The sequence below is a fragment of the Methylobacterium sp. E-005 genome, assembly GCF_022829725.1.
Lineage (GTDB): Bacteria > Pseudomonadota > Alphaproteobacteria > Rhizobiales > Beijerinckiaceae > Methylobacterium.
In genome coordinates this window covers 90742-112253 of sequence record NZ_JAKSYG010000164.1, presented here as the reverse complement: position 1 = coordinate 112253, position 21512 = coordinate 90742, and the positions used below count along the sequence as shown (strand labels likewise).

Annotated in this window: 20 protein-coding genes and 1 pseudogene; 15 read left to right on the top strand and 6 right to left on the bottom strand. The window is 70.3% G+C overall.

The window, feature by feature from the left end; translation table 11 throughout:
- On the bottom strand, positions 1 to 426 hold a 426-nt coding region (locus tag MKK88_RS18020; RefSeq protein ID WP_244002067.1), incomplete at its 3' end, for a transglutaminase-like cysteine peptidase.
- A 270-nt stretch (positions 427 to 696) separates the two neighbouring features.
- On the opposite strand from MKK88_RS18020, the gene MKK88_RS18015 reads away from it, so the two are divergent.
- The 5 genes from MKK88_RS18015 (at position 697) to MKK88_RS17995 (ending at position 6390) form a co-directional block, all read left to right on the top strand.
- Positions 697 to 1257: a c-type cytochrome, methanol metabolism-related gene (locus MKK88_RS18015; protein ID WP_244002066.1), complete on the top strand. Its 561-nt coding sequence runs from the start codon at positions 697 to 699 to the stop codon at positions 1255 to 1257.
- 152 nt (positions 1258 to 1409) lie between these two features.
- Positions 1410 to 2612: an FIST signal transduction protein gene (locus tag MKK88_RS18010; RefSeq protein ID WP_244002064.1), complete on the top strand. Its 1203-nt coding sequence runs from the start codon at positions 1410 to 1412 to the stop codon at positions 2610 to 2612.
- A complete protein-coding gene (locus MKK88_RS18005; RefSeq protein WP_244002062.1) occupies positions 2609 to 3955 on the top strand; it encodes a hybrid sensor histidine kinase/response regulator in 1347 nt (448 codons plus the stop codon). The genes MKK88_RS18010 and MKK88_RS18005 overlap by 4 nt, the downstream gene beginning before the upstream one ends.
- Before the next feature lie 166 nt (positions 3956 to 4121).
- Positions 4122 to 5525 (top strand): MFS transporter, encoded by a 1404-nt coding sequence (locus tag MKK88_RS18000; RefSeq protein ID WP_244002060.1) that lies wholly within the window; start codon positions 4122 to 4124, stop codon positions 5523 to 5525.
- Positions 5526 to 5592: 67 nt separating this feature from the next.
- Positions 5593 to 6390, top strand: a complete 798-nt coding sequence (locus tag MKK88_RS17995) for an SDR family NAD(P)-dependent oxidoreductase (RefSeq protein WP_244002058.1) — start codon at positions 5593 to 5595, stop codon at positions 6388 to 6390.
- Between the two features lie 533 nt (positions 6391 to 6923).
- On the opposite strand, the gene MKK88_RS17990 is transcribed toward MKK88_RS17995, so the two are convergent.
- Complete coding sequence (locus tag MKK88_RS17990) at positions 6924 to 7298, bottom strand: SWIB/MDM2 domain-containing protein (protein WP_244002056.1); 375 nt, start codon at positions 7296 to 7298, stop codon at positions 6924 to 6926.
- Between the two features lie 243 nt (positions 7299 to 7541).
- On the opposite strand from MKK88_RS17990, the gene MKK88_RS33885 reads away from it, so the two are divergent.
- From MKK88_RS33885 to MKK88_RS17980, 3 genes and pseudogenes are all read left to right on the top strand, one after another.
- On the top strand, positions 7542 to 7664 hold the full coding sequence (locus MKK88_RS33885) for a hypothetical protein (protein ID WP_279602379.1): 123 nt from the start codon (positions 7542 to 7544) through the stop codon (positions 7662 to 7664).
- Between the two features lie 47 nt (positions 7665 to 7711).
- Positions 7712 to 8209: a DUF2721 domain-containing protein gene (locus MKK88_RS17985; RefSeq protein WP_244002054.1), complete on the top strand. Its 498-nt coding sequence runs from the start codon at positions 7712 to 7714 to the stop codon at positions 8207 to 8209.
- Positions 8210 to 8305: 96 nt separating this feature from the next.
- Positions 8306 to 8659 (top strand): annotated as a pseudogene (locus MKK88_RS17980) (PRC-barrel domain-containing protein); the annotation flags it as partial.
- Between the two features lie 55 nt (positions 8660 to 8714).
- On the opposite strand, the gene MKK88_RS17975 reads toward MKK88_RS17980, so the two are convergent.
- Positions 8715 to 9122: a hypothetical protein gene (locus tag MKK88_RS17975; RefSeq protein ID WP_244002050.1), complete on the bottom strand. Its 408-nt coding sequence runs from the start codon at positions 9120 to 9122 to the stop codon at positions 8715 to 8717.
- Between the two features lie 308 nt (positions 9123 to 9430).
- On the opposite strand from MKK88_RS17975, the gene MKK88_RS17970 reads away from it, so the two are divergent.
- The 5 genes from MKK88_RS17970 (at position 9431) to MKK88_RS17950 (ending at position 16137) form a co-directional block, all read left to right on the top strand.
- On the top strand, positions 9431 to 10120 hold the full coding sequence (locus MKK88_RS17970) for a PRC-barrel domain-containing protein (RefSeq protein ID WP_244002080.1): 690 nt from the start codon (positions 9431 to 9433) through the stop codon (positions 10118 to 10120).
- Positions 10117 to 11499, top strand: coding sequence for an MFS transporter (locus MKK88_RS17965; protein ID WP_244002047.1), 1383 nt, complete (start codon positions 10117 to 10119; stop codon positions 11497 to 11499). Before MKK88_RS17970 ends, MKK88_RS17965 begins: the two co-directional genes overlap by 4 nt.
- A gap of 203 nt (positions 11500 to 11702) precedes the next feature.
- A complete protein-coding gene (locus MKK88_RS17960; RefSeq protein ID WP_244002045.1) occupies positions 11703 to 13472 on the top strand; it encodes an ABC transporter ATP-binding protein in 1770 nt (589 codons plus the stop codon).
- Between the two features lie 249 nt (positions 13473 to 13721).
- Positions 13722 to 14651 (top strand): glutaminase, encoded by a 930-nt coding sequence (locus MKK88_RS17955; protein ID WP_244002043.1) that lies wholly within the window; start codon positions 13722 to 13724, stop codon positions 14649 to 14651.
- A 76-nt stretch (positions 14652 to 14727) separates the two neighbouring features.
- Complete coding sequence (locus MKK88_RS17950; protein WP_244002041.1) at positions 14728 to 16137, top strand: MFS transporter; 1410 nt, start codon at positions 14728 to 14730, stop codon at positions 16135 to 16137.
- Positions 16138 to 16144: 7 nt separating this feature from the next.
- Here the strand turns inward: MKK88_RS17950 and MKK88_RS17945 are convergent, their stop codons facing one another.
- Positions 16145 to 16594 carry a hypothetical protein gene (locus tag MKK88_RS17945; RefSeq protein WP_244002039.1) on the bottom strand — a complete coding sequence of 150 codons (450 nt, stop codon included), beginning with the start codon at positions 16592 to 16594 and terminating at the stop codon, positions 16145 to 16147.
- 79 nt (positions 16595 to 16673) lie between these two features.
- Between MKK88_RS17945 and MKK88_RS17940 the strand changes: the two genes are divergently transcribed.
- Together MKK88_RS17940 and MKK88_RS17935 are read left to right on the top strand one after the other, a co-directional pair.
- The gene (locus MKK88_RS17940) at positions 16674 to 17228 is read left to right on the top strand and encodes a Uma2 family endonuclease (protein ID WP_244002037.1); all 555 of its coding nucleotides are present in this window, start codon (positions 16674 to 16676) and stop codon (positions 17226 to 17228) included.
- Between the two features lie 52 nt (positions 17229 to 17280).
- Positions 17281 to 18294, top strand: a complete 1014-nt coding sequence (locus tag MKK88_RS17935; RefSeq protein ID WP_244002035.1) for an adenosine kinase — start codon at positions 17281 to 17283, stop codon at positions 18292 to 18294.
- Positions 18295 to 18298: 4 nt separating this feature from the next.
- Here MKK88_RS17935 and MKK88_RS17930 read toward each other — a convergent pair whose 3' ends face one another.
- Positions 18299 to 19270: an NADPH:quinone oxidoreductase family protein gene (locus MKK88_RS17930; protein ID WP_244002033.1), complete on the bottom strand. Its 972-nt coding sequence runs from the start codon at positions 19268 to 19270 to the stop codon at positions 18299 to 18301.
- A 56-nt stretch (positions 19271 to 19326) separates the two neighbouring features.
- Positions 19327 to 21414, bottom strand: coding sequence for a PAS domain-containing sensor histidine kinase (locus MKK88_RS17925; protein WP_244002031.1), 2088 nt, complete (start codon positions 21412 to 21414; stop codon positions 19327 to 19329).
- Positions 21415 to 21512: the final 98 nt, after the last annotated feature.

Below are 21512 nucleotides of genomic sequence, written 5' to 3'. Positions count from 1 at the left end.
CAGCTGGAAATCCTCGCAATCGCCGATGCCGTCCTCGGCCAGATCCCAGCGGTCGGCCACGTGCAGGTGGTCCTGATCGGTCATCGGCTCGACCGCCTTGTTGACCCGGCGGTTGACCGACACGATCGTCGCCCAGGTGGCGGGGGTGAGGCTGATGCGGGCCGGCTCGGTCCGGTCGACCGCGCACTCAGCCGCGTAGCTCTGGCAGAACGTCACCCACGCCGCTATCGGCTTCGCGTCGCCCTGCACCCGGGCGCCGACCTCGGCGGGCAGGCTCGCCAGCGTCTGGGCTTCGGCCGTGGCGGCGAGGCCGGCGAGGCCGAGGACCGCCAGGGCCAAGCCGCGCACCGCACGGCGGCCACGGGAGAGCCGACGTGATGCAGAGTCGGACACCAGTCCCTGCACCTTGGAAACCGCGAACCGCATCGCCGTGTCTCAACCGTTAAGCTCTCGTTAACGAAAGCTCTCACGCCGGCGGCCCGGCGGCAATCCGCCGATTAACAAAAGGTTAACGCTGTGCGCAACGCGGATAAGCCAGGCCATCCGCCTGGACCACCGGAGGGGGCAGGCGAAACCGCGAGATCGTGATGGGAGCACGGCGGCCCCGACGCGGCCGGGCGCCGTTATGGTCTTACCGCACCCGCGCGACGACGCCTGTGGGCGGGAGGAGAAACGTCGATGCGCGGAGCGGATGGAATGGCCGGGATCGTCCTGGCCGGGCTAGCAGCAGGCTCTCTCTGGACGATTCCCGCACGTGCGGCGCCCCCTGCCGCACCGGCTCCCGCCGTTTCGGGCGCAGCGGATCTCAAGAGCGACGGGCCAACCCAGCCCGCCAAGGTCCAGGACGGCCAGTACACCGACAAGAACGGCGACCCGACCTATCACATCACGGATGATGGCAAGAAGGTCGACTGGTACACGATGTCGGGCTACCTCCGGTACAATGCCAATTGCATCGTCTGCCACGGGCCGGACGGCATGGGCTCGACCTACGCGCCCTCCCTGGTCGATGCCCTCAAGGGCATGGATTACGCGCATTTCGCCGGCATCATCGTCGGCGGCAAGAGGGACGTGAACGCCGCCCAGGAGCTGGTCATGCCGGCCTTCGGGGATAACCGGAACGTCATGTGCTACATGCCGGACATCTACACCTACCTGCGCGCCCGCTCGGACGGGGCGCTGGGGCGCAACCGCCCCCCGGAGCACGAGCCCAAACCCGCGGCCTTCGAGAAGGCTGAGGATGCCTGCATGAAGTGACGCCACACACGACACATCCAGTATTGGACGGTGGAACACCCCCGTTGCGCGGATTGATTGCGCGCGACATACTCACCCCGTGAGACTGAAGAGCGGGCGCAAAGCCCGCCAAGGGGGTCCGCAGGGGGTGAGATGTGGTTCAGGGATCGGGTGTGCGCCGCCATCTGTGCGGGATCTGGACGGCCTGGACGGAGGCGGCCTCGGCCGTCGACGCGGTCGCCGATGTGGCCCGGGCGGTCCGTGAAGCCCACCTCTCGCAGATCGTCGTGTTCTTCTCGGCCGATTACGACGCCGAGGCCCTGGCCCGGGAATTGGGGACATGGTTCCCCGGCGTGCCGGTCTCCGGCTGCTCGATGTCGGGGGGCATCGCCCCGGCTGGCGGCCTCGACCGCGGCCTTGTCGTGATCGCGTTTCCGGCTGAGCGCTTCCGCATCGTCTCGACGGTGCTCGACGCCATCGACCATCTCGACGTGGAGCGCACAGCCTCAGCGGTGCGGGCTTTGCGCCGCACCCTCGACCCGCTCGATTCCTGCCGCGAGGGCGACGCCGCGGCGGCCGGCCGCCGCTTCGCCCTGTCGTTGATCGACGGCCTCGCCAATGCCGAGGAGACCGTCGTCTCGGCGATCGCCTGGGCGCTCGACGGCATCCCGATCGTCGGCGGCTCGGCCGGTGACGACCTGCGCTTCCGCGACGCGGTGGTGATCCATGGCGGCCGGATCCACCGCAAGGCGGCTGTTCTGGTGCTGGTCGAGACCGATTTCTCAGTGGAGATCTTCAAGAGCGACAATTTCGAGCCGACGCAGACCAAGTTCGTGGTCACGGCCTCGGACGGCGAGCGCCGCGAGGTCCACGAGCTGAACGCCGAGCCGGCGGCCCGGGAATACGCCATGGCGATCGGCCTCGATCCGGAGCGTCTGTCGCCGATGAGCTTCGCGGCCTATCCGCTGGCCGTGAAGGTCGGGGGCGAATATTTCTGCCGCTCGATCCGGCGGATGAACGAGGACGGCTCGCTCAGCTTCTTCTGCGCGGTCGACGAAGGCGTGGTGCTGACCCTGGCCGAGCCGCGCGACATCGTCGCCTCCACCCAGGCGGAGCTGGCTCGGCTCGACGCACAGCTCGGCGGCATCGACCTGATCATCGGGTTCGAATGCGTGCTGCGCCGCCTCGATGCCGAGAGCCGGCAGGTCCGCCACGGCATCACCGACCTGTACCGCCGCTACAACGTCGTCGGCTTCGAGACCTTCGGCGAGCAGTACCGGGCGATGCACCTGAACCAGACCTTCACGGGCATCGCCATCGGCAAGGGCCTCGCTGACACGAATCGGGCCTCCGGCGAGGCTCCGGTCGCGTCGTGACCGTCCATCCGAACGGGCTGGAGACCGACGCGTCCCTGCGGCGTCGGATCGAGAAGCTCGAACGCATCAACGCCGCGCTGATGTCCCATGTCGAGCGGAGCATGGATCAGCGGGGCAGCGCCTACTCGCTTTTCCAGACCGCGATCATGCTCGAGGGGCGGGTCCGCACCCGCACCGAGGAGTTGACCGGGCTGATGCACCGCCTGGAGCGCTCCAACGAGGCGCTGGCCGCCGCCAAGGAGGAGGCCGAAACCGCCAACCGCTCCAAGACCCGGTTCCTGGCCGCTGCGAGCCACGACCTGCTGCAGCCCGTGAACGCCGCCCGCCTGTCGATCTCGGCGCTGGCCGACCTCGACGTGCCGCCGGAGGCCCGCACCATCGCCGGCCAGGTGGAACGGGGGCTTCAGACCATCGAGGATCTGATCAAGACGCTGCTGGACATCTCCAAGCTCGATGCCGGCATCGTCCGCCCGCTTCTGCAGCCGATCTTCCTGCCCGATCTGCTGGCCGAGCTCGCCGAGAGCTTCAAGCCGTTTGCCGAACGCAAGGGCCTGCGGCTCGCCGTGCGCTGCCCGGATCTCACCGTCACCAGCGATGCGGTCCTGCTCCAGCGCATCCTGCAGAACCTCGTCTCGAACGCCGTCCGCTACACCGGCGCGGGCGGCATCGTGCTCGCCGCCCGGCGCCGCGCCGGCATGGTCCGGGTGGAGGTGACCGATACGGGCTGCGGCATCGCCGATGAGGATCGCGCCCTCGTCTTCGACGAGTTCTTCCGCGGCGGTGCCCGGTCGAGCAGCGGCGAGGAGCCTGGCTTGGGACTCGGCCTGTCGATCGTGCGCCGCATGGCCCAGGCGCTCGATCATCCCCTGACCCTGGCCTCCCGCCCGGGCCACGGCACGCGGGTGACGCTGGCCCTGCCGCTGAGCACGGTTCCGGCCGCCGCGGCACCACCCGCGCCGGTGGCGACCCGGCTGTCGGGGGCGCACGTCCTCGTGGTGGAGAACGACGCCTCCACGGCCGACGCCCTCGCCCGCCTCCTCCAGAACTGGGACGCCCGGGTCTCGACCTTTCGCGATCTCGCCGGCGTGCGGGCCGCCGTGGCGGCGGGGGCCGCGCTGCCCGATATCCTGGTGCTCGACTACCATCTGGATGACGGCGCCTGCGGCCTCGACGTCGCCGCCTATCTGCGCGAGCGCCGCCTGGAGCCCCTCCCCGTGATCGTGACCACGGCCGACCATTCCGCCGAGGTGGAGGAGCGAGTCACGGCGGCCGGGGCCGAACTCGTGCGCAAGCCGATCAAGCCGGCCCAGCTACGCTCGCTGCTGACCTACATGCTGGCGTGAGCGGCGCCAGAACAAAACCCTCCGCGCCGTGACATAGAACACACCGCGCCCCTCGACGGGCCGCCTCGCCTGCGCGACAGGGAGCGGCATCCGCGGCGCCTCGGCACCTGGATTCCCCCCGCCATCGACGTCACGGACTTCCCGGACGCCGCAGGAGCGCGCGATCATGGCGCAGGTCCCGCCCGGTTCAGGCGCAGCCCACAGTGGCAGCGCGCAGGACGGCTTGCCACCGCGCGAACGGGTCCTCGCCATGGCGGCCATCGGACTGGCCATGACAATGGCGGTCCTCGACGGGGCCATCGTCAACGTGGCGCTGCCGATCATGGCCAAGGATCTCGCGGTCAAGCCCGCCGACGCAATCTTCATCGTCAACGCCTATCAGATCGCCGTCACCGCCAGCCTTCTGCCGCTGGCGGCCCTGGGTGACATCTTCGGGTTCAGGCGGGTCTACCTGCCGGGGCTCGCGGTGTTCGTCGCCGCCTCGCTGGCCTGCGCGGTCGCGCCGAGCCTGCCCCTGCTCATCGCGGCCCGCATCGTCCAGGGGCTCGGTGCGGCGGCGATCATGAGCGTCAATATCGGCTTCGTGCGCTTCATCTATCCGCACCGGATGATCGGCCAGGGGGTCGCCAACGTGGCCCTGGTGGTGGCGGTGGCCTCCGCGGCCGGCCCGACCGTGGCGGCCGCGATCCTCTCGGTGGCGACCTGGCCCTGGCTGTTCCTCGTCAACATCCCGGTGGGGCTGCTGGCGCTGACGGTGGCCTCCCGTACGCTGCCGGTGACGCCGGCGAGCGGGCGGCCCTTCGACGGCATCAGCGCCGTCCTGAACGCCCTGACCTTCGGCCTGCTCATCATCGGCATCGACGGGTTGGGCGATGCCGGGGCGCAGGGTGTGGCCGTCGCCGAGCTGATCGGCGCCCTGGTGATCGGGACGATCTTCGTGCGGCGCCAGATCCGTCTGCCGGCGCCGCTGCTGCCGGTCGATCTCCTGCGGATTCCCGCCTTCGCCCTCTCGATGGCGACCTCCGTCGCCTCGTTCTGCGCCCAGATGGTCTCCTACGTGGCGCTGCCCTTCTATTTCCAGGACGTGCTGCACCTCTCCAGCACGCAGACCGGCTTCCTGCTCACCCCCTGGCCGATCGCGGTCGCCGCGATGGCGCCATTCTCCGGACGGCTCGCAGACCGCTACCCGCCCGGAATCCTCGGCGGGATCGGGCTCGCCATGCTGGCGACCGGCCTCGTCTGCATGACGCTCCTGCCCGCTTCGCCCGCGACCCTCGACATCGTCTGGCGGCTGACCCTGTGCGGGCTCGGCTTCGGCCTGTTCCAGTCGCCCAACAACAAGGTGATCGTCACCTCCGCGCCCCGTGACCGGGCCGGGGGCGCCAGCGGGATGCAATCGACGGCGCGGCTCACCGGCCAGTCGCTGGGCGCGGCCCTGGTGGCGGTGATCTTCGGCCTCACCCACGGCCTCGGACCCGCCCGGGCCGTCACCCTCTCGCTGTCCTGCGCGGCGGCGTTGGCGGTGATCGGCGGCTGCGCCAGCGTCCTGCGGCGGAGTCGGGCCGGCTAGACGCCGCCGGCATGTGACCGAGGCTCCCCATGCGCGTTGATGCTGCAACGCACCGTTGGAGGTTTCGATGGATCTCGATCTCACCGGCCGGACCGCCCTGGTCACCGGCTCGACCGCCGGCATCGGCTACGCCATCGCGAAGGAACTTTGCGATCTCGGCGCCGAGGTCGGCATCAACGGCCGCACCCCCGAACGCGTCGAGGCGACGCTCGCCAAGCTGCGCGGCGAGGCGAAATCCGGCCGCGCCTTCGCGGCACCGGGCGACGTCGCCACCGCGGAGGGCGTCTCGGCTCTGGTGCGGGGACTGCCCACGGCGGACATCCTGGTCAACAACACCGGGATCTTCGAGCCGAAGCCGTTCTTCGACATCCCGGACGCCGATTGGCAGCGCTTCTTCGACGTCAACGTCATGAGCGGCGTGCGCCTCTCGCGGGCCTACACACCCGGCATGGCCGAGCGCGGCTGGGGCCGGGTGATCTTCATCTCCAGCGAGTCCGGCATCAACACCCCGACCGAGATGGTCCATTACGGGATGATCAAGACCGCGCAACTCGCCATCGCCCGGGGCCTTGCCCAGACGGTCGCGGGCAGCGGCGTGACGGTCAACAGCGTGCTGCCGGGTCCTACGCTTTCTGAGGGCGTGGCGGAGTTCATGAAGCAGATGGCAGGCGGCCGGGCCGACGCCGATCTCGACGCGATGGGCCGCGCCTTCGTGGCCGAGCACCGCCCGTCCTCGCTGATCCAGCGCCTCGCGCGGGTGGAGGAGGTGGCGAACCTCGTCGCCTATCTGTGCAGCCCCGCGGCGAGCGCCACGACGGGCGCCGCCCTGCGGGTCGACGGCGGGGTGCTGCAGGGTATCGCCTAGGAGCCCGCCCGACCCATCCGCACACGAAATGCGCGGCACCCGACTGCCGCGCTGGTCCAGGCCGTGCCCGATCCGGCGAAACACGACGGGACACCGAGCCGACGGGAATCCACCCTCCCCCCCATGCCCTCAGCCTGAGGTGCCGGAGCGCAGCGGAGGCTTTGCACGTGGCCTCCAGATCGCGCCGAGATCCTCGGAACCCATTCGCGAGGCCCGCTGATTCAGGCACCTCAGGATGAGGGGGTGGGATGGATGTGATCAGCCGAACGCCGGCGTCGACCGTGATGGCGCCGCGATCAGGTGCGGCTCCAGCCCCGCCGCGCGCAGCGGAGCCCGACCCTCAGAAACGCAAAGCACCCCGAACCGGCCAGGGGCGGCGCGCCTCGATCCGATCGGACCTGCGGTTCCCGGATCGCGGGGGCGCGTCGCCTCAACCCGAAGGGTTTCGGGCGCCCGTCGCATCCATGCGGCGGTTCCAATGCTCCTAGAGCCGATGGTCCGGACGATGAGCCGAACCTGGCTCTAGGGAGCGATCAGGCCTTGAGATGCGCGGCGAGGTGCTTGTTCATCTCGAACATCGAGCACTTGTCCTTGCCGAAGACCTTCTTCAGCTTGTCGTCGGCCATGATCTCGCGCTTGTTCTCCGGGTTCTGCAGGTTGTGCTTCTTGATGTATTCCCAAACCTTGCTGACCACCTCGCCGCGCGGCAGCGGGCTGGTGCCGACGATCGCGCCGAGATCGGCAGAGGGCTTCAGCGGCTGCTGCAGGGCGTTCGGCTTGGTGCCAGCGGCCGCCTTGGTCGCGGTGGGCTTTGCAGCCTTCGGAGCGACCTTGGCCGGAGCCTCCTTCTCGGCAGCCTTGGTGGTCTTGGCCGCCTTCGGCGCAGCCTTCTCGGTCTTAGTGGCCATAAACTTCCTCCGGTTCTCGGGCCGCAGGCCGGGGCACGATCACCCCACGGCCGAGCCAGCATAGCAGCAACTAAGCGGTGCCGCTGCCGTTCCAAGGGGAAATCGCCTTCACGGGGCCATCATCCACAAGGCACGCACGGAAATTCACACCGAACGGCCCCAATCGGGGCCGGCGCGAAGATGATTCACCGATTGAGGTTACGCGAAACCTGTTCTTAACAATCTTGCCGCTGATGTGCTTGCATGTTCGCCCCGGCCCTCACCCTCGCACTGCTGCTTGCCGCCGGGCTCGTCACGGCGCTCGGGGTCGGTATCCGCACCGAGCCGGCGAGTTCGGGCATCACGCCGGGCCGCGGCCTGGTCTGAGCCGCCGGGATTGCCCTGGGGCCCGCCCGAACCATCTGCCCGGCGGCATGATCGACCCGACCATCCCCACGACCTTGGCCACGACCCTGGAAAGCACGGCGCATGTCGTGCAGGTTGCGCTGAGCCCCGTCTTCCTGCTCTCCGGCATCGCGACGCTGCTCAACGTCTTCGGCGCGCGCCTCGCCCGGGTGGCGGACCAAGCCGATCACGTGTCCGCCCTCCTCGCCGGTGCCACGGATGCCGAGCGCCGACGCCTGGGCCGTCGCCTCGACCGGTTGCACCAGCGATCGCTGGCCCTGGATGCCGCGGTGGTGCTGGCGGCCCTCGGCGGCGTCGCGACCTGCGGTGCGGTGCTGACGCTGTTCGTGGGCGCACTCCGGGACGCGACCGTGGCGACGTTGCTGTTCGGATTGTTCGGCGCGGCGATCCTGTGCACGCTGTGCGCCCTGGTCGCCTTCGGCTTCGAGATGCTGCTCGCCAGCCGCGCGGTGCGGGACCGGGTCAACGAGCGGCGGGTCCAGGCCGGTCTCCCGACGGATCCCTGAACAGGCCGGGGCCGTGGAACCGGCCACCCGCGTCCCGCTTGGTTCTCAGAACCCACGGGGTGCGGATCGTCCCGCGCCCGCCGACAGGGAGTGATCATGCCGACGGATCTGCCCACCGAACGTGCCGTGAGGAAGCCCGGAACCCTGGAACTCGACCCCGACAGCGGTGAGGGCGTCGCCATCGACGAGACCCCCCGGCTGGTCGGATCGCACAAGGTCGAGGGAGCGGACGTCTACGACCGGACCGGCCGCCATCTCGGCGCGATCCACACGATCATGGTCGATAAGATATCCGGGCAGGTCGCCTACGTGGTGCTGGCCTTCGGCGGATTCCTAGGCCTCGGCGAGACCCATCATCCCCTGCCCTGGAACGCACTGAGCTACAGCACCGATCTCGGCGGCTACGTGGTCGATATCGAGCCGGGGGTGCTGGCGGGCGCACCGACGCAGGCGGGATAGGCCGGGCTTTCCGGCCCGACCCTCCACGGTGGACGGCGCGGGTCGCTCAGAACTTCCCGCCGAGGCCGACGCTGCCGCCGGGCGCCATCATCGGCCCCATCGAGCCGCTGCCGGTCCCGGCTCCGACCGCCCCGTTACCGCCATCGAGATCCTCGCGGCGGATGCGCCGCTCGCCCGCATCGGCCGAACGCGTCGCGGCGCCGGCGGTCTTGGGGATCGCGAGCTGGCGCGTCGGCGCGGTCTGGAGCGGCCGCCCGTCGGCATCCACCCCGGCGTTGCGCGCCTCGCGGTTCGGCAGGGCGCCGCGCATCGAGGGCGGGAGCCCGACCTCGGTGTCCGGCATCACGCCGCCCCCGCCTCCGAGCGCTTGGCAGCCGGCCGTGAGGGCGGCGAGCGCCGCGCCGAGCGCAAGGCCGCGCAGGGCGGGGCACCACGACGGGGAGAGGGTCGGCATCGTTTGGTCCTCGAAAAAGGCCGCGGTGATGTCCGCGGCTCGCGTGACTTATCGGCCGCTGTCTACGCCGGGGATGCGGCGAAAACCAGACGTCCGCGTCGCCGCCCTCGGCGCGGGGGCGGCCCGAACCTTGCGGCGCGGCCGCTGGGATCCATAACTTCGCCCAGGTCCTGCGGCACGACGACCATCCGCAGGCGCAGACCTGCCGGCGGTCGGCCCGGATCCGACCGAGATGGTCGCGGTCGCGCCGGCATGCCGGTCCGGTCCGGCCCTTCCTCAGAGGACGTAGCGTGTTCAGAACCAACCGGATGATCGCGGCCGTGACGCTCGCCCTCTGGGCGTCGGGCGCTGCGGCGCAGGTCCAGGCAAGCGGGAGCGAGGGCGCGTCCGGTCAAGCCTCGTCCCAGGTCCCGGCGGCAAATCCGGGCCCCGCGGTCAATCCGGCTCCGGCGGCCCCCGTCCCGGGCCCGACGGCCCCGGCAGTCACGCCGCCGGCCGCCACGGCCGCGCCGGCGGCGACGCAACAGGGCACGCCCGCCACCGTGCTCGACACCCAGGATTACGAAAGCCTGCTCGGCCGCAGCGTGCGCAGCGCCCAGGGCGACGAACTGGGCCGCGTCATCGACATCATCATCGACAAGGAGGGGCACCCCCGGGCCGCGATCATCGATTTCGGTGGCTTCCTCGGGGTCGGCACCCGCAAGATCGCGGTCGACTGGCGGGCCCTGCGCTTCACGTCGGACGGCGGCAAGGAGCGCAAGCTGTCGGTCGCGCTGACCCGCAATCAGGTCCGCGTGTCACCCGAATACAAGTCGGGCGAGCCGATCGTGGTGCTGGGCCCCGCGAGCCCCGCCGCGCCGTCGGCCGAGGGCGATCAGGCCGCCGCACCCGCAGCCCCTACGGCCAGTCCGACGCCCACCGCCGCGCCCCCGACACCTCCCGCTTCCACGGGCCAGACCCCGCCCGCCGCCTCCCCGGAGAAGGCGCCGGATAAATGACGGTGGCCCGATTGAAGGTACGAACCGTCGTTCCCCCCCGCGAGCGCGAGATGCCCCGGCAGGATATCCGCGCACGGCCCGTGCGCCTGAAGGATCAGGCGGCCGAGGTCCCGCGCGAGCCCGCTCCGGTGACCGAGGTCGCGGCGGGCGGGCGCCGGATCTCGGCGGCGAGCCGCTACGGCCTCGACGCCTTCGCGTTCTTCGTCGCCAACCTGCAGACCGGCTTCGGGCCGTTCCTGGCCGTGTATTTCTCGCAGGCCAAATGGACCCAGTCGGATATCGGCTTCGCGCTGACGGTCGGCAGCCTCGTCGCCCTGCTCGGTCAGGTGCCGGGCGGGGCCTTCGTGGACGTCGTCCGCTCGAAGCGCTTTGCCGCCGCGGTGGCGGTGATCGGCATCGCGGGCAGCGCCTTCGCGCTGGCGGTCTGGCCGAGCTTCCTCGTGGTCCTGCTGGCGATGGCGGCCCATTCGGCGGCGAGCTGCGTGCTGACGCCTGCCATCGCGGCGATCAGCATCGGCCTCGTCGGGCGCGCGCAGGCCGGCGAACGCCTCGGCCGCAACGCCAGCTTCGCGGCCCTCGGCAACGCGCTGGGCGCCGCCGGGATGGGCGCCATCGGTTATTACCTGTCGAACGGGGCGGTCTTCTACCTCACGGCGGCGCTCGGCATCCCCACGGTGATCGCGCTGGCGCGCATCCGCGCCCGGGACATCGATCCCGACGTACTCAAGGAGCCGTCGAGCCCCGCGACGCCGCGAGCCGCCGGGCAGGACGGTATCCGCACGCTGCTGACCAACCGGGGGCTCCTGTGCTTCTCGGCCTGCATGGTGCTGTTCTTCCTGGCCAACGCGGCGATGCTACCGCTGGTGGGCAGCGTCCTGACGCTCCGGGCGAGCGAGACCGCGACCGCGCTGGTGGCGGCCTGCATCATGGTCCCGCAGGCGGTGCTGGCCGTCAGCGCCCCCGCGGTCGGGCGGGCGGCCGAGCGGTTCGGCCGATACCCGGTGCTGCTGTTCGGTTTCGGCGCTTTGCCGGTGCGCGGGCTGATGCTGGCCTACACCACCAACCCCTACGGCCTCGTCGCCATCCAGGTGCTTGACGGGATCTCGGCCTCCGTGCTCGGCGTGATGGTGCCGCTGATCGTCTCGGACCTCACCCGCGGGACCGGGCGTTTCAACCTTGCGCTGGGTGCGGTCGGCACCGCGATGGGCATCGGCGCCGCCCTGTCTACGTCGCTCGCCGGCGTGATGGCCGACCATCTCGGCAGCCACAGCGCCTTCCTGGGTCTCGCCTGCGTGGGCTTCGCGGCCTTCATGCTGGTCGCGCTGATCATGCCCGAGACCCGCCACTCCGAGGCTCATCCGGTGCAGGGCGCGGCCTGAACCGCCGCGGCACCGGATTCGCTTGGGTGTTTCCGACCCGCTCAAGCGGTGTTCAGGTTTGACGGATAAAAGCGCACGGGAGGTGCGGACTGGTGCAACATATGGCAACGCTCTCGCGTTGTCGCTGCGGGTCAGACTGCGCCCGCGCTGCACACCGCCTTGCCCGTAAGCCAGAGCCGCGCGAATACGGAATGGTCACCGCGATGGAAGAGCTGCACCGATACGCCGACAGGCCGTTCGCCTTCGTCGGACGGTATCTCCGCCGCCGCTGGGTGCCGCATCTGGTCATCCTGATCTCGGTGCTCGGCGCCGTCGGCTTCTCGGTCTCGACCGATTACGCCCTGAAGGGCGTGGTCGACGCGCTGACGAAGGGGCCGGGCCCCGGCAACGCCGTGATCTGGAGCGCGCTCGCGGTCCTGATCGCCTTCATCGCCGCCGACAACATGCTCTGGCGCGTGGCGGCGCTGACCGGCGCCTTCACCTTCGTGGGCATCACCGGCGACATCCGCCGGGACCTGTTCCGGCACCTGACCGGCCATTCCCCGACCTTCTTCTCCGATCGGCAGCCCGGCACCCTGGCGTCCCGCATCACGGCGACCTCGAACGCGATCTTCACGGTCGAGAACATGTTCGTGTTCAACGTGATGCCGCCGACCGTCGCGGCCTTCGGGTCGATCGCCTACATCGCCACCGTCAACACCACCATGGCGGGCATCCTGGCCGGGGTCTTCGCAGCGGTCGTCGTGCTGATGTTCAAGATGGCGGCGGCCGGCAAGCCGCTGCACCACGACTTCGCCGCCAAGGCGGCCTCGGTCGATGGCGAGATGGTCGATCTCGTCGGCAACATGTCGCTCGTGCGCGCCTTCTCGGCGTTCAAGCGGGAGGGCGTGCGCTTCGAGGGCACCATCGCTACCGAGATGCGGGCCCGCCGCTCCTCGCTCCTCTACCTCGAGAAGCTGCGCATCGTGCACGCGGTGCTCACCGTTCTGGCGGTGTTCGGTCTGCTCTACTGGGCGATCCAGATGTGGGAGGCCAAGGAGGCGACCAACGGTCAGGTCGTGCTGGTCTGCACGCTGGGCATCCGCATCCTGGCCGCCACCCGGGACCTCGCGGTGGCTCTGGTCGACGCCACGCAGCACACCGCGCGCCTGTCCGAGGCGTTGCACACGCTGCTGCAGCCGCACGACCTCGTCGACCATCCGGAGGCGAAGCCGCTCAGCGGCCAGGGCGCCAAGATCGAGTTCGACCACGTCGCCTTCAACTACCCGGACGGCCGCCCCGTCTTCACGGATTTCGACCTGACGATCGAGCCGGGTCAGCGTGTGGGTCTCGTGGGCCGGTCGGGCGGCGGCAAGTCGACCCTGTTCTCGCTGCTTCAGCGCTTCTACGACGTGCAGAAGGGAGCGATCCGGATCAACGGACAGGACATCCTGCGGGTGACGCAGGAATCCCTGCGCGAGGCGATCACCGTGGTCCCGCAGGACGTCTCGATGTTCCACCGGTCCTTGCGCGAGAACATCCGCTACGGCCGACCCGACGCCACCGACGAGGAGGTCTGGCAGGCGGCTGAGGCGGCCCATTGCACGGACTTCATCAAGGCCCTGCCGGAGGGATTCGACACGATCGTGGGCGACCGCGGCGTAAAGCTCTCGGGCGGCCAGCGTCAGCGCATCGCCATCGCGCGGGCGATCCTCAAGAACTCGCCGATCCTGCTCCTCGACGAGGCGACCTCGGCGCTCGACGCGGAATCCGAGGAGGCGATCCGGCATGCGCTGGCCAACCTGATGAAGGGCCGGACCGTGATCGCGATCGCGCACCGCCTCTCGACGCTGCAGGATTTCGACCGGATCGTCGTGCTGGAGGGCGGCCGCATCGCCCAGGATGGCTCGCCCGACAAGCTGACCCATCTCGACGGCTTCTTCCGGGAGCTGATGAAGAAGGAGTCGATGGCGATGGCGCTCGCCGCCGCCTGACACACCCCCCTCGATCCCGCACCACCGCATCGCCAGCTCAGTGAAGCGAGCCAGGGCAGCGCAACGCCATCAAAGCGTGGCGCTGCCGGATTGCTTCGCTCCGCTCGCAAACACGATGGTGAGCCGGGCGGTCGTGTTTTCACGCCCGACTCGCGCTGCTAGATCGGCCGGGGCCGGACCGGTCCTTGCATCGTCTGAAACGTCGCCAGCCGGTCCGGTTCCGACGTTTCTCGACGCCCGAGCCTGCCCGTGCCCGACCTCGCCCACGTCATCCGGGAGATCTCCGAGGAGATGGCCCAGCGCTCCGACCGGGGCACGGTGGCCGACTACATTCCCGAACTCGCCCGGGTCGATCCGAAGAATTTCGGCATCGCGGTGATCGACGCCGAGGGGCAGGCCTTCACCGGCGGCGACAGCGACACGCCGTTCTCGATCCAGAGCGTCTCGAAGGTCTTCACCCTGACCCTGGCGCTGGGCATGGCCGGCGACCGGCTGTGGAAGCGGGTCGGCCGCGAGCCGTCCGGCAACCCGTTCAACTCCATCGTCCAGCTGGAGCGGGAGCGCGGGGTGCCGCGCAATCCCTTCATCAATGCCGGCGCCATCGCGGTGACCGACCTGATCCTCTCGGGTCACGAGCCACGCGAGGCCCTAGGTGAGATCCTGCGCTTCATGCAGTTCCTGGCCCAGGATGCCAGCATCACCATCGACGAGCGGGTGGCGGCCTCGGAGAAGCGAACCGGCTTCCGCAACACCGCGCTTGCCAACTACATGAAGTCCTTCGGGGTCATCGATAATCCGGTGGATTACACGCTCGGCGTCTATTTCCACCACTGCGCCATCGCGATGACCTGCCGCCAACTCGCCACCGCCGGGCGGTTCCTGGCCCATAACGGCCGCATCCCCGCGACAGGCCACTCGGTGGTCTCGGCGGAGCGGGCGCGCCGCATCAACGCGATCATGCTGACCTGCGGCCATTACGACGGCTCGGGCGAGTTCGCCTACCGGGTCGGCCTGCCCGGCAAGAGCGGCGTCGGCGGCGGCATCCTGGCGGTGGCGCCCGGCAAGGCCTCGATCGCGGTCTGGGCGCCCGGCCTCGACGCGGCCGGCAATTCCCATCTCGGCCGGGTCGCCCTGGAGCAACTGACGCAGCGCATGGGCTGGTCGGTGTTCGGGGCGTGACCAGCGGCTTGCACCCTGCGGATTTCCGCGGCACTGCGCGGGGGCGCCGATTTGGCGCCTGAGCGGACGCGGCGGTATGGCGACGATTACGGCTGCACGGGTCTCGGCCGAGTCTCTCGATCCCGGCAGCCTCCTCGCCCGCCTGGACCGGCTGCCCGCCACGCGCACGATCTGGCGGCTCGTGATCCTCCTCGGCCTCGGCTTCTTCTTCGAACTCTACGACCTGCTGTTCACCGGCTACGTCGCCCCGGGCCTCGTCAAGGCCGGGATCCTGACGCCGACGACACCCGGCCTGTTCGGCGCGAGCGGCGTCGCGAGCTTCGTGGCGGCCCTGTTCACCGGGCTGTTCATCGGCACCCTGCTGTGCGGCTGGCTCGCCGACCGGTTCGGGCGCCGGGCGATCTTCACGGGGTCGCTGCTGGCCTACACGGCGGCCAATCTCGTGATGGCCTGCCAGCACGAGGCCTTCGGGCTCAACCTCTGGCGGCTCGTGGCCGGGATCGGCCTGGGGCTCGAGATGGTGACGATCGGCAGCTACCTGTCGGAACTGGTGCCGAAGGCGGTGCGCGGCCGCGCCTTCGCGCTCTGCCAGGGCATCGGCTTCACGGCGGTGCCGGTGGTGGCATTCCTCTCGTACCTGCTGATCCCGACGGCCCCGCTGGGGATCGATGGTTGGCGCTGGATCGTGCTGATCGGGGCCTCGGCGGCCCTCGTGGTCTGGTGGTTGCGCGCGGGCCTGCCGGAGAGCCCGCGCTGGCTGGTGGAGCACGGACGGCTCGCGGAGGCGGACGCGGTCCTGCGGCGGCTCGAAGCCCAGGTCGCCGCGGAATCCGGGCGCCCGTTGCCCGCACCCGCCCCGCCGGAGCCGGTGCAGCCACGCGGCGCCTTCCGCGACATGTGGGTGCCGCCCTATCGCCGCCGGGCGCTGATGATGGCCGGCTTCAACGTGTTCCAGACGGTGGGCTTCTACGGCTTCGCCAACTGGGTGCCGACCCTGCTGGTGGCCCAGGGCATCACGGTGACGGCGAGCCTCGCCTACACGGCGCTGATCGCGCTCGCCGCCCCGGTCGGGCCGCTGATCGGGCTCCTGATCGCCGACCGGTTCGAGCGCAAGCATGTCATCGTGGCGGCCGCGCTGGTGTACATCGCCTGCGGGCTCGCCTTCGCGCGCACCACGGCGGTCGAGGGGATCGTGGCGCTCGGCATCGGCCTGACGCTCGCCTCCAACGTCATGTCGTACAGCTTCCACGCCTATCAGGCCGAGCTGTTCCCCACCGGCATCCGCGCCCGGGCGGTGGGCTTCGTATATTCGTGGAGCCGGTTCTCGGCGATCTTCACGGGCTTCGTCATCGCCTTCGTTCTGCGCCAGGCCGGCACGCCGGGGGTGTTCCTGTTCATCTCGGCGGCGATGCTGGCGGCGGGGCTGCTCGTCGGGCTCCTCGGCCCCCGGACGCGGGATGTGGCGCTGGAGAAGATCGCCGGGTGACGATCGCTCACCCCGGCGGCGGCCCGAAGCGGTCGAGGTAGCGGCGCGCCCGGGGCAGCGGTTCGTGAAGGAACTGGCCGGGTTCACGGAGCCACAGGCCGGCGTGACGTCGGGAGCGTTCCTCCGAGACAAGGACCTCGGGCGGCAGCGCGATCAGCTCGGCCTCCCAGCCGGGCCACCAGTGCCGGGCGCGGGCGAAGGTGTGGGCGATGTAGCGCTCGCGGGCGCTATAGCCGTGATAGTCGAACACCCAGGCCTCGGTCGCCACCACGATGTGGTTGCCTGTGAAACCGGGCGCGGGCTTGAACCAGTGAACGATCATATTCGGCCTGCCGTACCGTTCGAGGAAGGCATGGGCCAGGATGTGGCAGGCCCCGCAGGCGAAGAAGACGCGATCGGGAAGGTTCCATCGCTTGAGCGGGTTGCGCTTCGCGCCGGGGGTTCTGCGCCGATACATGCGCACTCCGACAGAGCCGCGTTGGCCCAAAACCGAATCGTGTTAGCCTGCCGCCATGGTGGCACAGCCGAAGCCTCGGATGACGGTCGATGAGTTCCTAGTCTGGGCCGAAGGCCAGCCGGGGCGCTACGAACTAGTCGATGGCGAGGTCTTCGGCATGTCGCCCGAACGCGTCCGGCATGCCGAAGTCAAAGCATCCGCCTATCTAGCGCTGCGATCCGCCCTGGGTCGGACGACTCTTCCGTGTCGCGCGTTGCCCGACGGTATGAGCGTGCGCATCGACCACACGACCGTCTTCGAGCCCGATGCCCTGGTCTATTGTGGCCCACGCGCAAACCCGGACGCGATCGAGATTACCGACCCCATCATCGTAGTCGAGGTGCTGTCGCCCAGCACGGCCGCAGTCGATTCAGGCCGCAAATTCGCTGGCTACTTCGCCCTCATGAGCATGCGGCACTACCTGATCATCGACCCGATGAAGCGCTTGGTCATCCACCATCGACGCGGTGCCGACGGGCTTATCGTGTCTCGCATCGCGACCGACAGCACCCTCGACCTCACGCCGCCCGGCCTGACCCTACCGGTCGCCGAGCTGTTCGCCGATCTGCCGCCGCCCGCAGATCCCGCGGCTTGATCCGATCCGAGGCGGATGCCACAGCGGCGCGAACCCGAATCAGGACGCCCGGATGACAGCCTCCCTCGATCTCCTCGTGCTCGGCAACGCGATCGTCGACGTGATTGCCCGCGCGGACGAGTCCTTCCTCACCACCCAGGGCGTGACCAAGGGCGCCATGCAGCTCATCGACGAGCCGCGGGCGGAGACGCTGTTCCAGGCCATGGGCCAGACGACGATCGTGTCGGGCGGCTCGGGGGCGAACACCGCCGTGGGCGCGGCGCTGCTCGGCGCGAGGACCGGCTTCGTCGGCAAGGTCCGGGACGACGAGCTGGGCACCCTGTTCGGCCACGACCTGAAGGCCACCGGCGTCGGCTTCACCGTCCCGGCGGCGGCCGAGGGGCCGGCCACGGCCCGCTGCCTGATCCTGGTCACGCCGGACGGCGAGCGCACCATGAGCACCTATCTCGGCGCCTGCCAGGGCCTCTCGCCCACCGATGTCGACGACGCGCTGGTGAAGTCCGCCCGGGTCGTCTACCTCGAAGGCTACCTGTGGGATCCGCCGGCCGCCAAGGACGCGTTCCGCAAGGCCGCCCAGATCGCCCACCAGGCCGGCAACGCCGTGGCGCTCACCCTGTCGGACGCGTTCTGCGTCGGCCGGTACCGGGACGAGTTCCTGGGCCTGATCCGCGACGGGAGCATCGACATCCTGTTCGCCAACATGGGCGAACTCCAGAGCCTGTATCAGACCGACGATGCCGAGGCCGCCGTGGCGGCTTTGCGCGACGAGCGCAACGCTCGCGGCCGCCACCTGCTTGGCTTGGTCACGCGCTCGGCCGAGGGCGCCCTGGTGGTGCAGGGCGGCGAAGTCCGTGCCGTCGAGGCGAGCCCAGTGAATGCGGTGGTGGACACGACCGGGGCGGGCGACCTGTTCGCGGCCGGGTTCCTGGCCGGCCACGCCCGCGGCCTCGACAACGTCGCCAGCGCCCGCCTCGGCACGCTGGCGGCCGCCGAGGTGATCCAGCACATCGGCGCCCGGCCGCAGACTGATCTCGTCGGCCTCGCCAAGGCGCGCGGGCTGCTCTGAGGCGTCAGGGCCGCAGCAGCACCTTGCCCACCGCCGCCCGGCGGGTCAGCAGGCCGAAGGCCTCCGGAAACTCGGCCAGGGGGTAGGTCCCGTGCACCTGCGCGGTGAGCTTGCCCTCGGCCACCCAGTCGAGGAGCCGGCGCTGGTCGGCCCGGTGCGCCTCCGGCTCGCGTTCCAGGAAGGCGCCCCAGTGGACGCCCTGTACGTCGAGTTCCTTGAGCAGGATCAGGTTCAGCGGCAACCGCGGAATGTCCCCCGCGGCGAAGCCGATCACGAGGTAGCGCCCGCGCCAGCCGAGCGCCCGCAGGGCCGGCTCCGCATAGGCGTCGCCGACCGCGTCGTAGACCACGTCCACGCCGCCTCCGGAGATCCGGCGCAGTTCATCCTTCAGGGTCGCGGGATCGTACACGAGCCCCGCCTCGGCCCCGTGGGCCCGCGCCACCGCGAGCTTCTCCTCGGACGACGCGCAGGCGATCACCCGGGCGCCCATCAGCCGGCCGAGTTCCACGGCGGCGAGCCCGACGCCCCCGGAGGCGCCCAGCACCGCGAGCCATTCGCCGGGCTGGATCCGCGCCCGGTTGGCCAGCGCGTGGAGCGAGGTGCCGTACGTGATGGTGAGTCCGGCCGCCTGCTCGTCCGGCACCGCGTCCGGCACCGGCGTGAGACGCCGCGCGTCGATGGCGATCCGCTCGGCGCAGCAGCCGTGCCCCGCATGGACGATCACCCGGTCGCCCACCGCGACGCCCGAAGCCCCCTCCCCGAGCGCCTCGACCACGCCGACACCCTCGCCCCCCGGCGAGAACGGCAGCGGCGGCTTCACCTGATAGCGGCCGGCCACGATCAGCGTGTCGAAGAAATTCAGCGCCGCCAGCCGCATCCGAACCAGGGCCTGTCCCGGCCCGGGGACCGGATCGGGCCGCTCGACGATTTCGAGATGGTCCGGCCCGTCGAGCCGCGTGCACAGCAGCGCCTTCATGGCGTCTCGTCCTCCCGTTGTGGTTGGTCCCGTTCAGAACCCTGCCGGCCGCGCGGTCAAGCCGTCCCGATCATCTCCCGGATGCGCGCGCCCAGCACCTCGACCACGAACGGCTTGGTGATCACCTGCATGCCGGGGGCGAGCTGGCCGTGGCCCAGCACCGTCGCCTCCGCGTAGCCGGTGATGAACAGCACCTTGAGCCCCGGACGCTTCTCGCGGCCCGCCTCGGCCATCTGGCGCCCGTTCATCCCGCCGGGCAGCCCGACATCGGTTACCAGCAGATCGATCCGCACGTCGGATTGCAGCACCTTGAGCCCGGCGACGCCGTCGGCGGCCTCGATCGCGGTGTAGCCGAGATCCTCCAGAACCTCCGTCACCAGCATCCGGACCGTCGGCTCGTCATCGACGACCAGCACGGTCTCCCCCGGGGCGGCCCGGGGCGGCGCGCCGAGCGTCGCAAGGGGATCCTCGTCCGGCACCGCGCCGCCGTGGCGGGGCAGGTAGAGGCACACCGTCGTGCCCCGGCCGACCTCCGAGTCGATCCGCACCTGCCCGCCGGATTGCTGGGCGAAGCCGTAGATCATCGACAGGCCGAGGCCCGTGCCCTGCCCCAGGGGCCTGGTGGTGAAGAACGGCTCGAACACCCGCGCCACGACCTCCGGCGGCATCCCGGTGCCGGTATCGGTGACGCAGAGCGAGAGATACGGCCCCGGCGGCATGTCGTGGCGCTGGGCGGCTTCCGTGTCGAGCCGCGCGTTGGCGGTCCGGATGGCGATCCGGCCCCCCTCCGGCATCGCGTCCCGGGCGTTGATGCACAGGTTGAGCAGCGCGTTCTCGAGCTGCGGCGGATCGACCAGGGCCGGCCACAGGCCGGGCTCGCCCGCCACCTCCACCGCGATGGAAGGCCCCACGGTGCGCCGGATCAGTTCCTCCATGCCGGCGACCAGCCGGTTCACGTCGGTGGGCTTGGGATCCAGCGTCTGCCGGCGTGAGAAGGCGAGCAGCCGGTGCGTCAAGGCGGCAGCACGCCGGGCCGCGCCCTGGGCGGCGTTGATGTAGCGATCGACATCCATCATCCGGCCCTGGCTGAGCCGGGTCTGGATCAGCTCCAGCGAGCCGGAGATGCCGGCCAGCAGGTTGTTGAAGTCGTGGGCGAGGCCGCCGGTGAGCTGGCCCACCGCCTCCATCTTCTGCGACTGCCGCAGGGCCTCCTCGGCGGCCGCCAGGGCGTCGGCGCGCTCGCGCTCGGCGGTGAAGTCGCGCCCGACCGCGTTGATCACCCCATCGCCGGGCCGGGCCGCCCAGCTGATCCAGCGGTGGCCGCCGTCCCGGTGGCGGTAGCGGTTGTCGAAGCGCGTCAGACGCTCGCCGGCCGCAAGGCGCCCGCCCCCCTCGATCGTGCGCTCCACATCGTCCGGGTGGATGAGGTTCATCAGGTTGGTGCCGACGAGTTCGTCCGCCTGCCAGCCCAGCACCTCGGTCCAGGCCGGGTTCACCGCGGTGATGGTCCCGTCGAACAGGCTGCGCAGCATCATGTCGGTGGAGAGCGTCCACAGGGCGTTGCGGTCGGCGGTCCGCTCCGCGACCTGATGGGCCAGGGTGGCGTTGAGGCTGCCGAGTTCCGTGAGCGCGGATTCGAGCTGGGCGCGGCTCTCGACCAGGGCGGAATCCGCTAGAACCCGGCCGGTGGTCTCATTGGTGAGGATGAACAGCCCGGCGACCGCGCCCGTGGCATCGAGGACGCGCGAGTACGAGAAGGTCCACCACGTGTCCCGGGCGCCCCGGTCGGTGTCGAGCTGCCAGGGCAGGTCGACGAAACGCTCCGGCCGGCCCGCCTGGGCGGCGTCGATGATCGGCTTGGCCTGATCCCAGGCATCCGCCCAGACTTCATCGAAACGCGCCCCCATGGCCCAGGGCAGCCGCGGCCCCAGCAGCGGGAAGTAGGTGTCGTTGAAGAAGAAGTGGAGATCGGCCCCCCAGGCCAGGATCATCGATTCCGGCGAGTTGAGCACGAGGGAGAGTGCCGCGCGGAAGTCGGCCGGCCAGGTTTCCGGGGGGCCGAGGGGGTGGCCGGTCCAGTCGCGCGCGCGGATCATGCGCGCGGCTTCGCCGCCGCCGGCGAGGAAGGCGAGTGGGTCGGTCACGGGGTGGGAACGGGACACGTCATGGGCGTACGGCGTATGACCGGCTTTGGCGGCATCTCCAAGACGACGCTATCGATCTGCAACTTAAGGACGCTTGA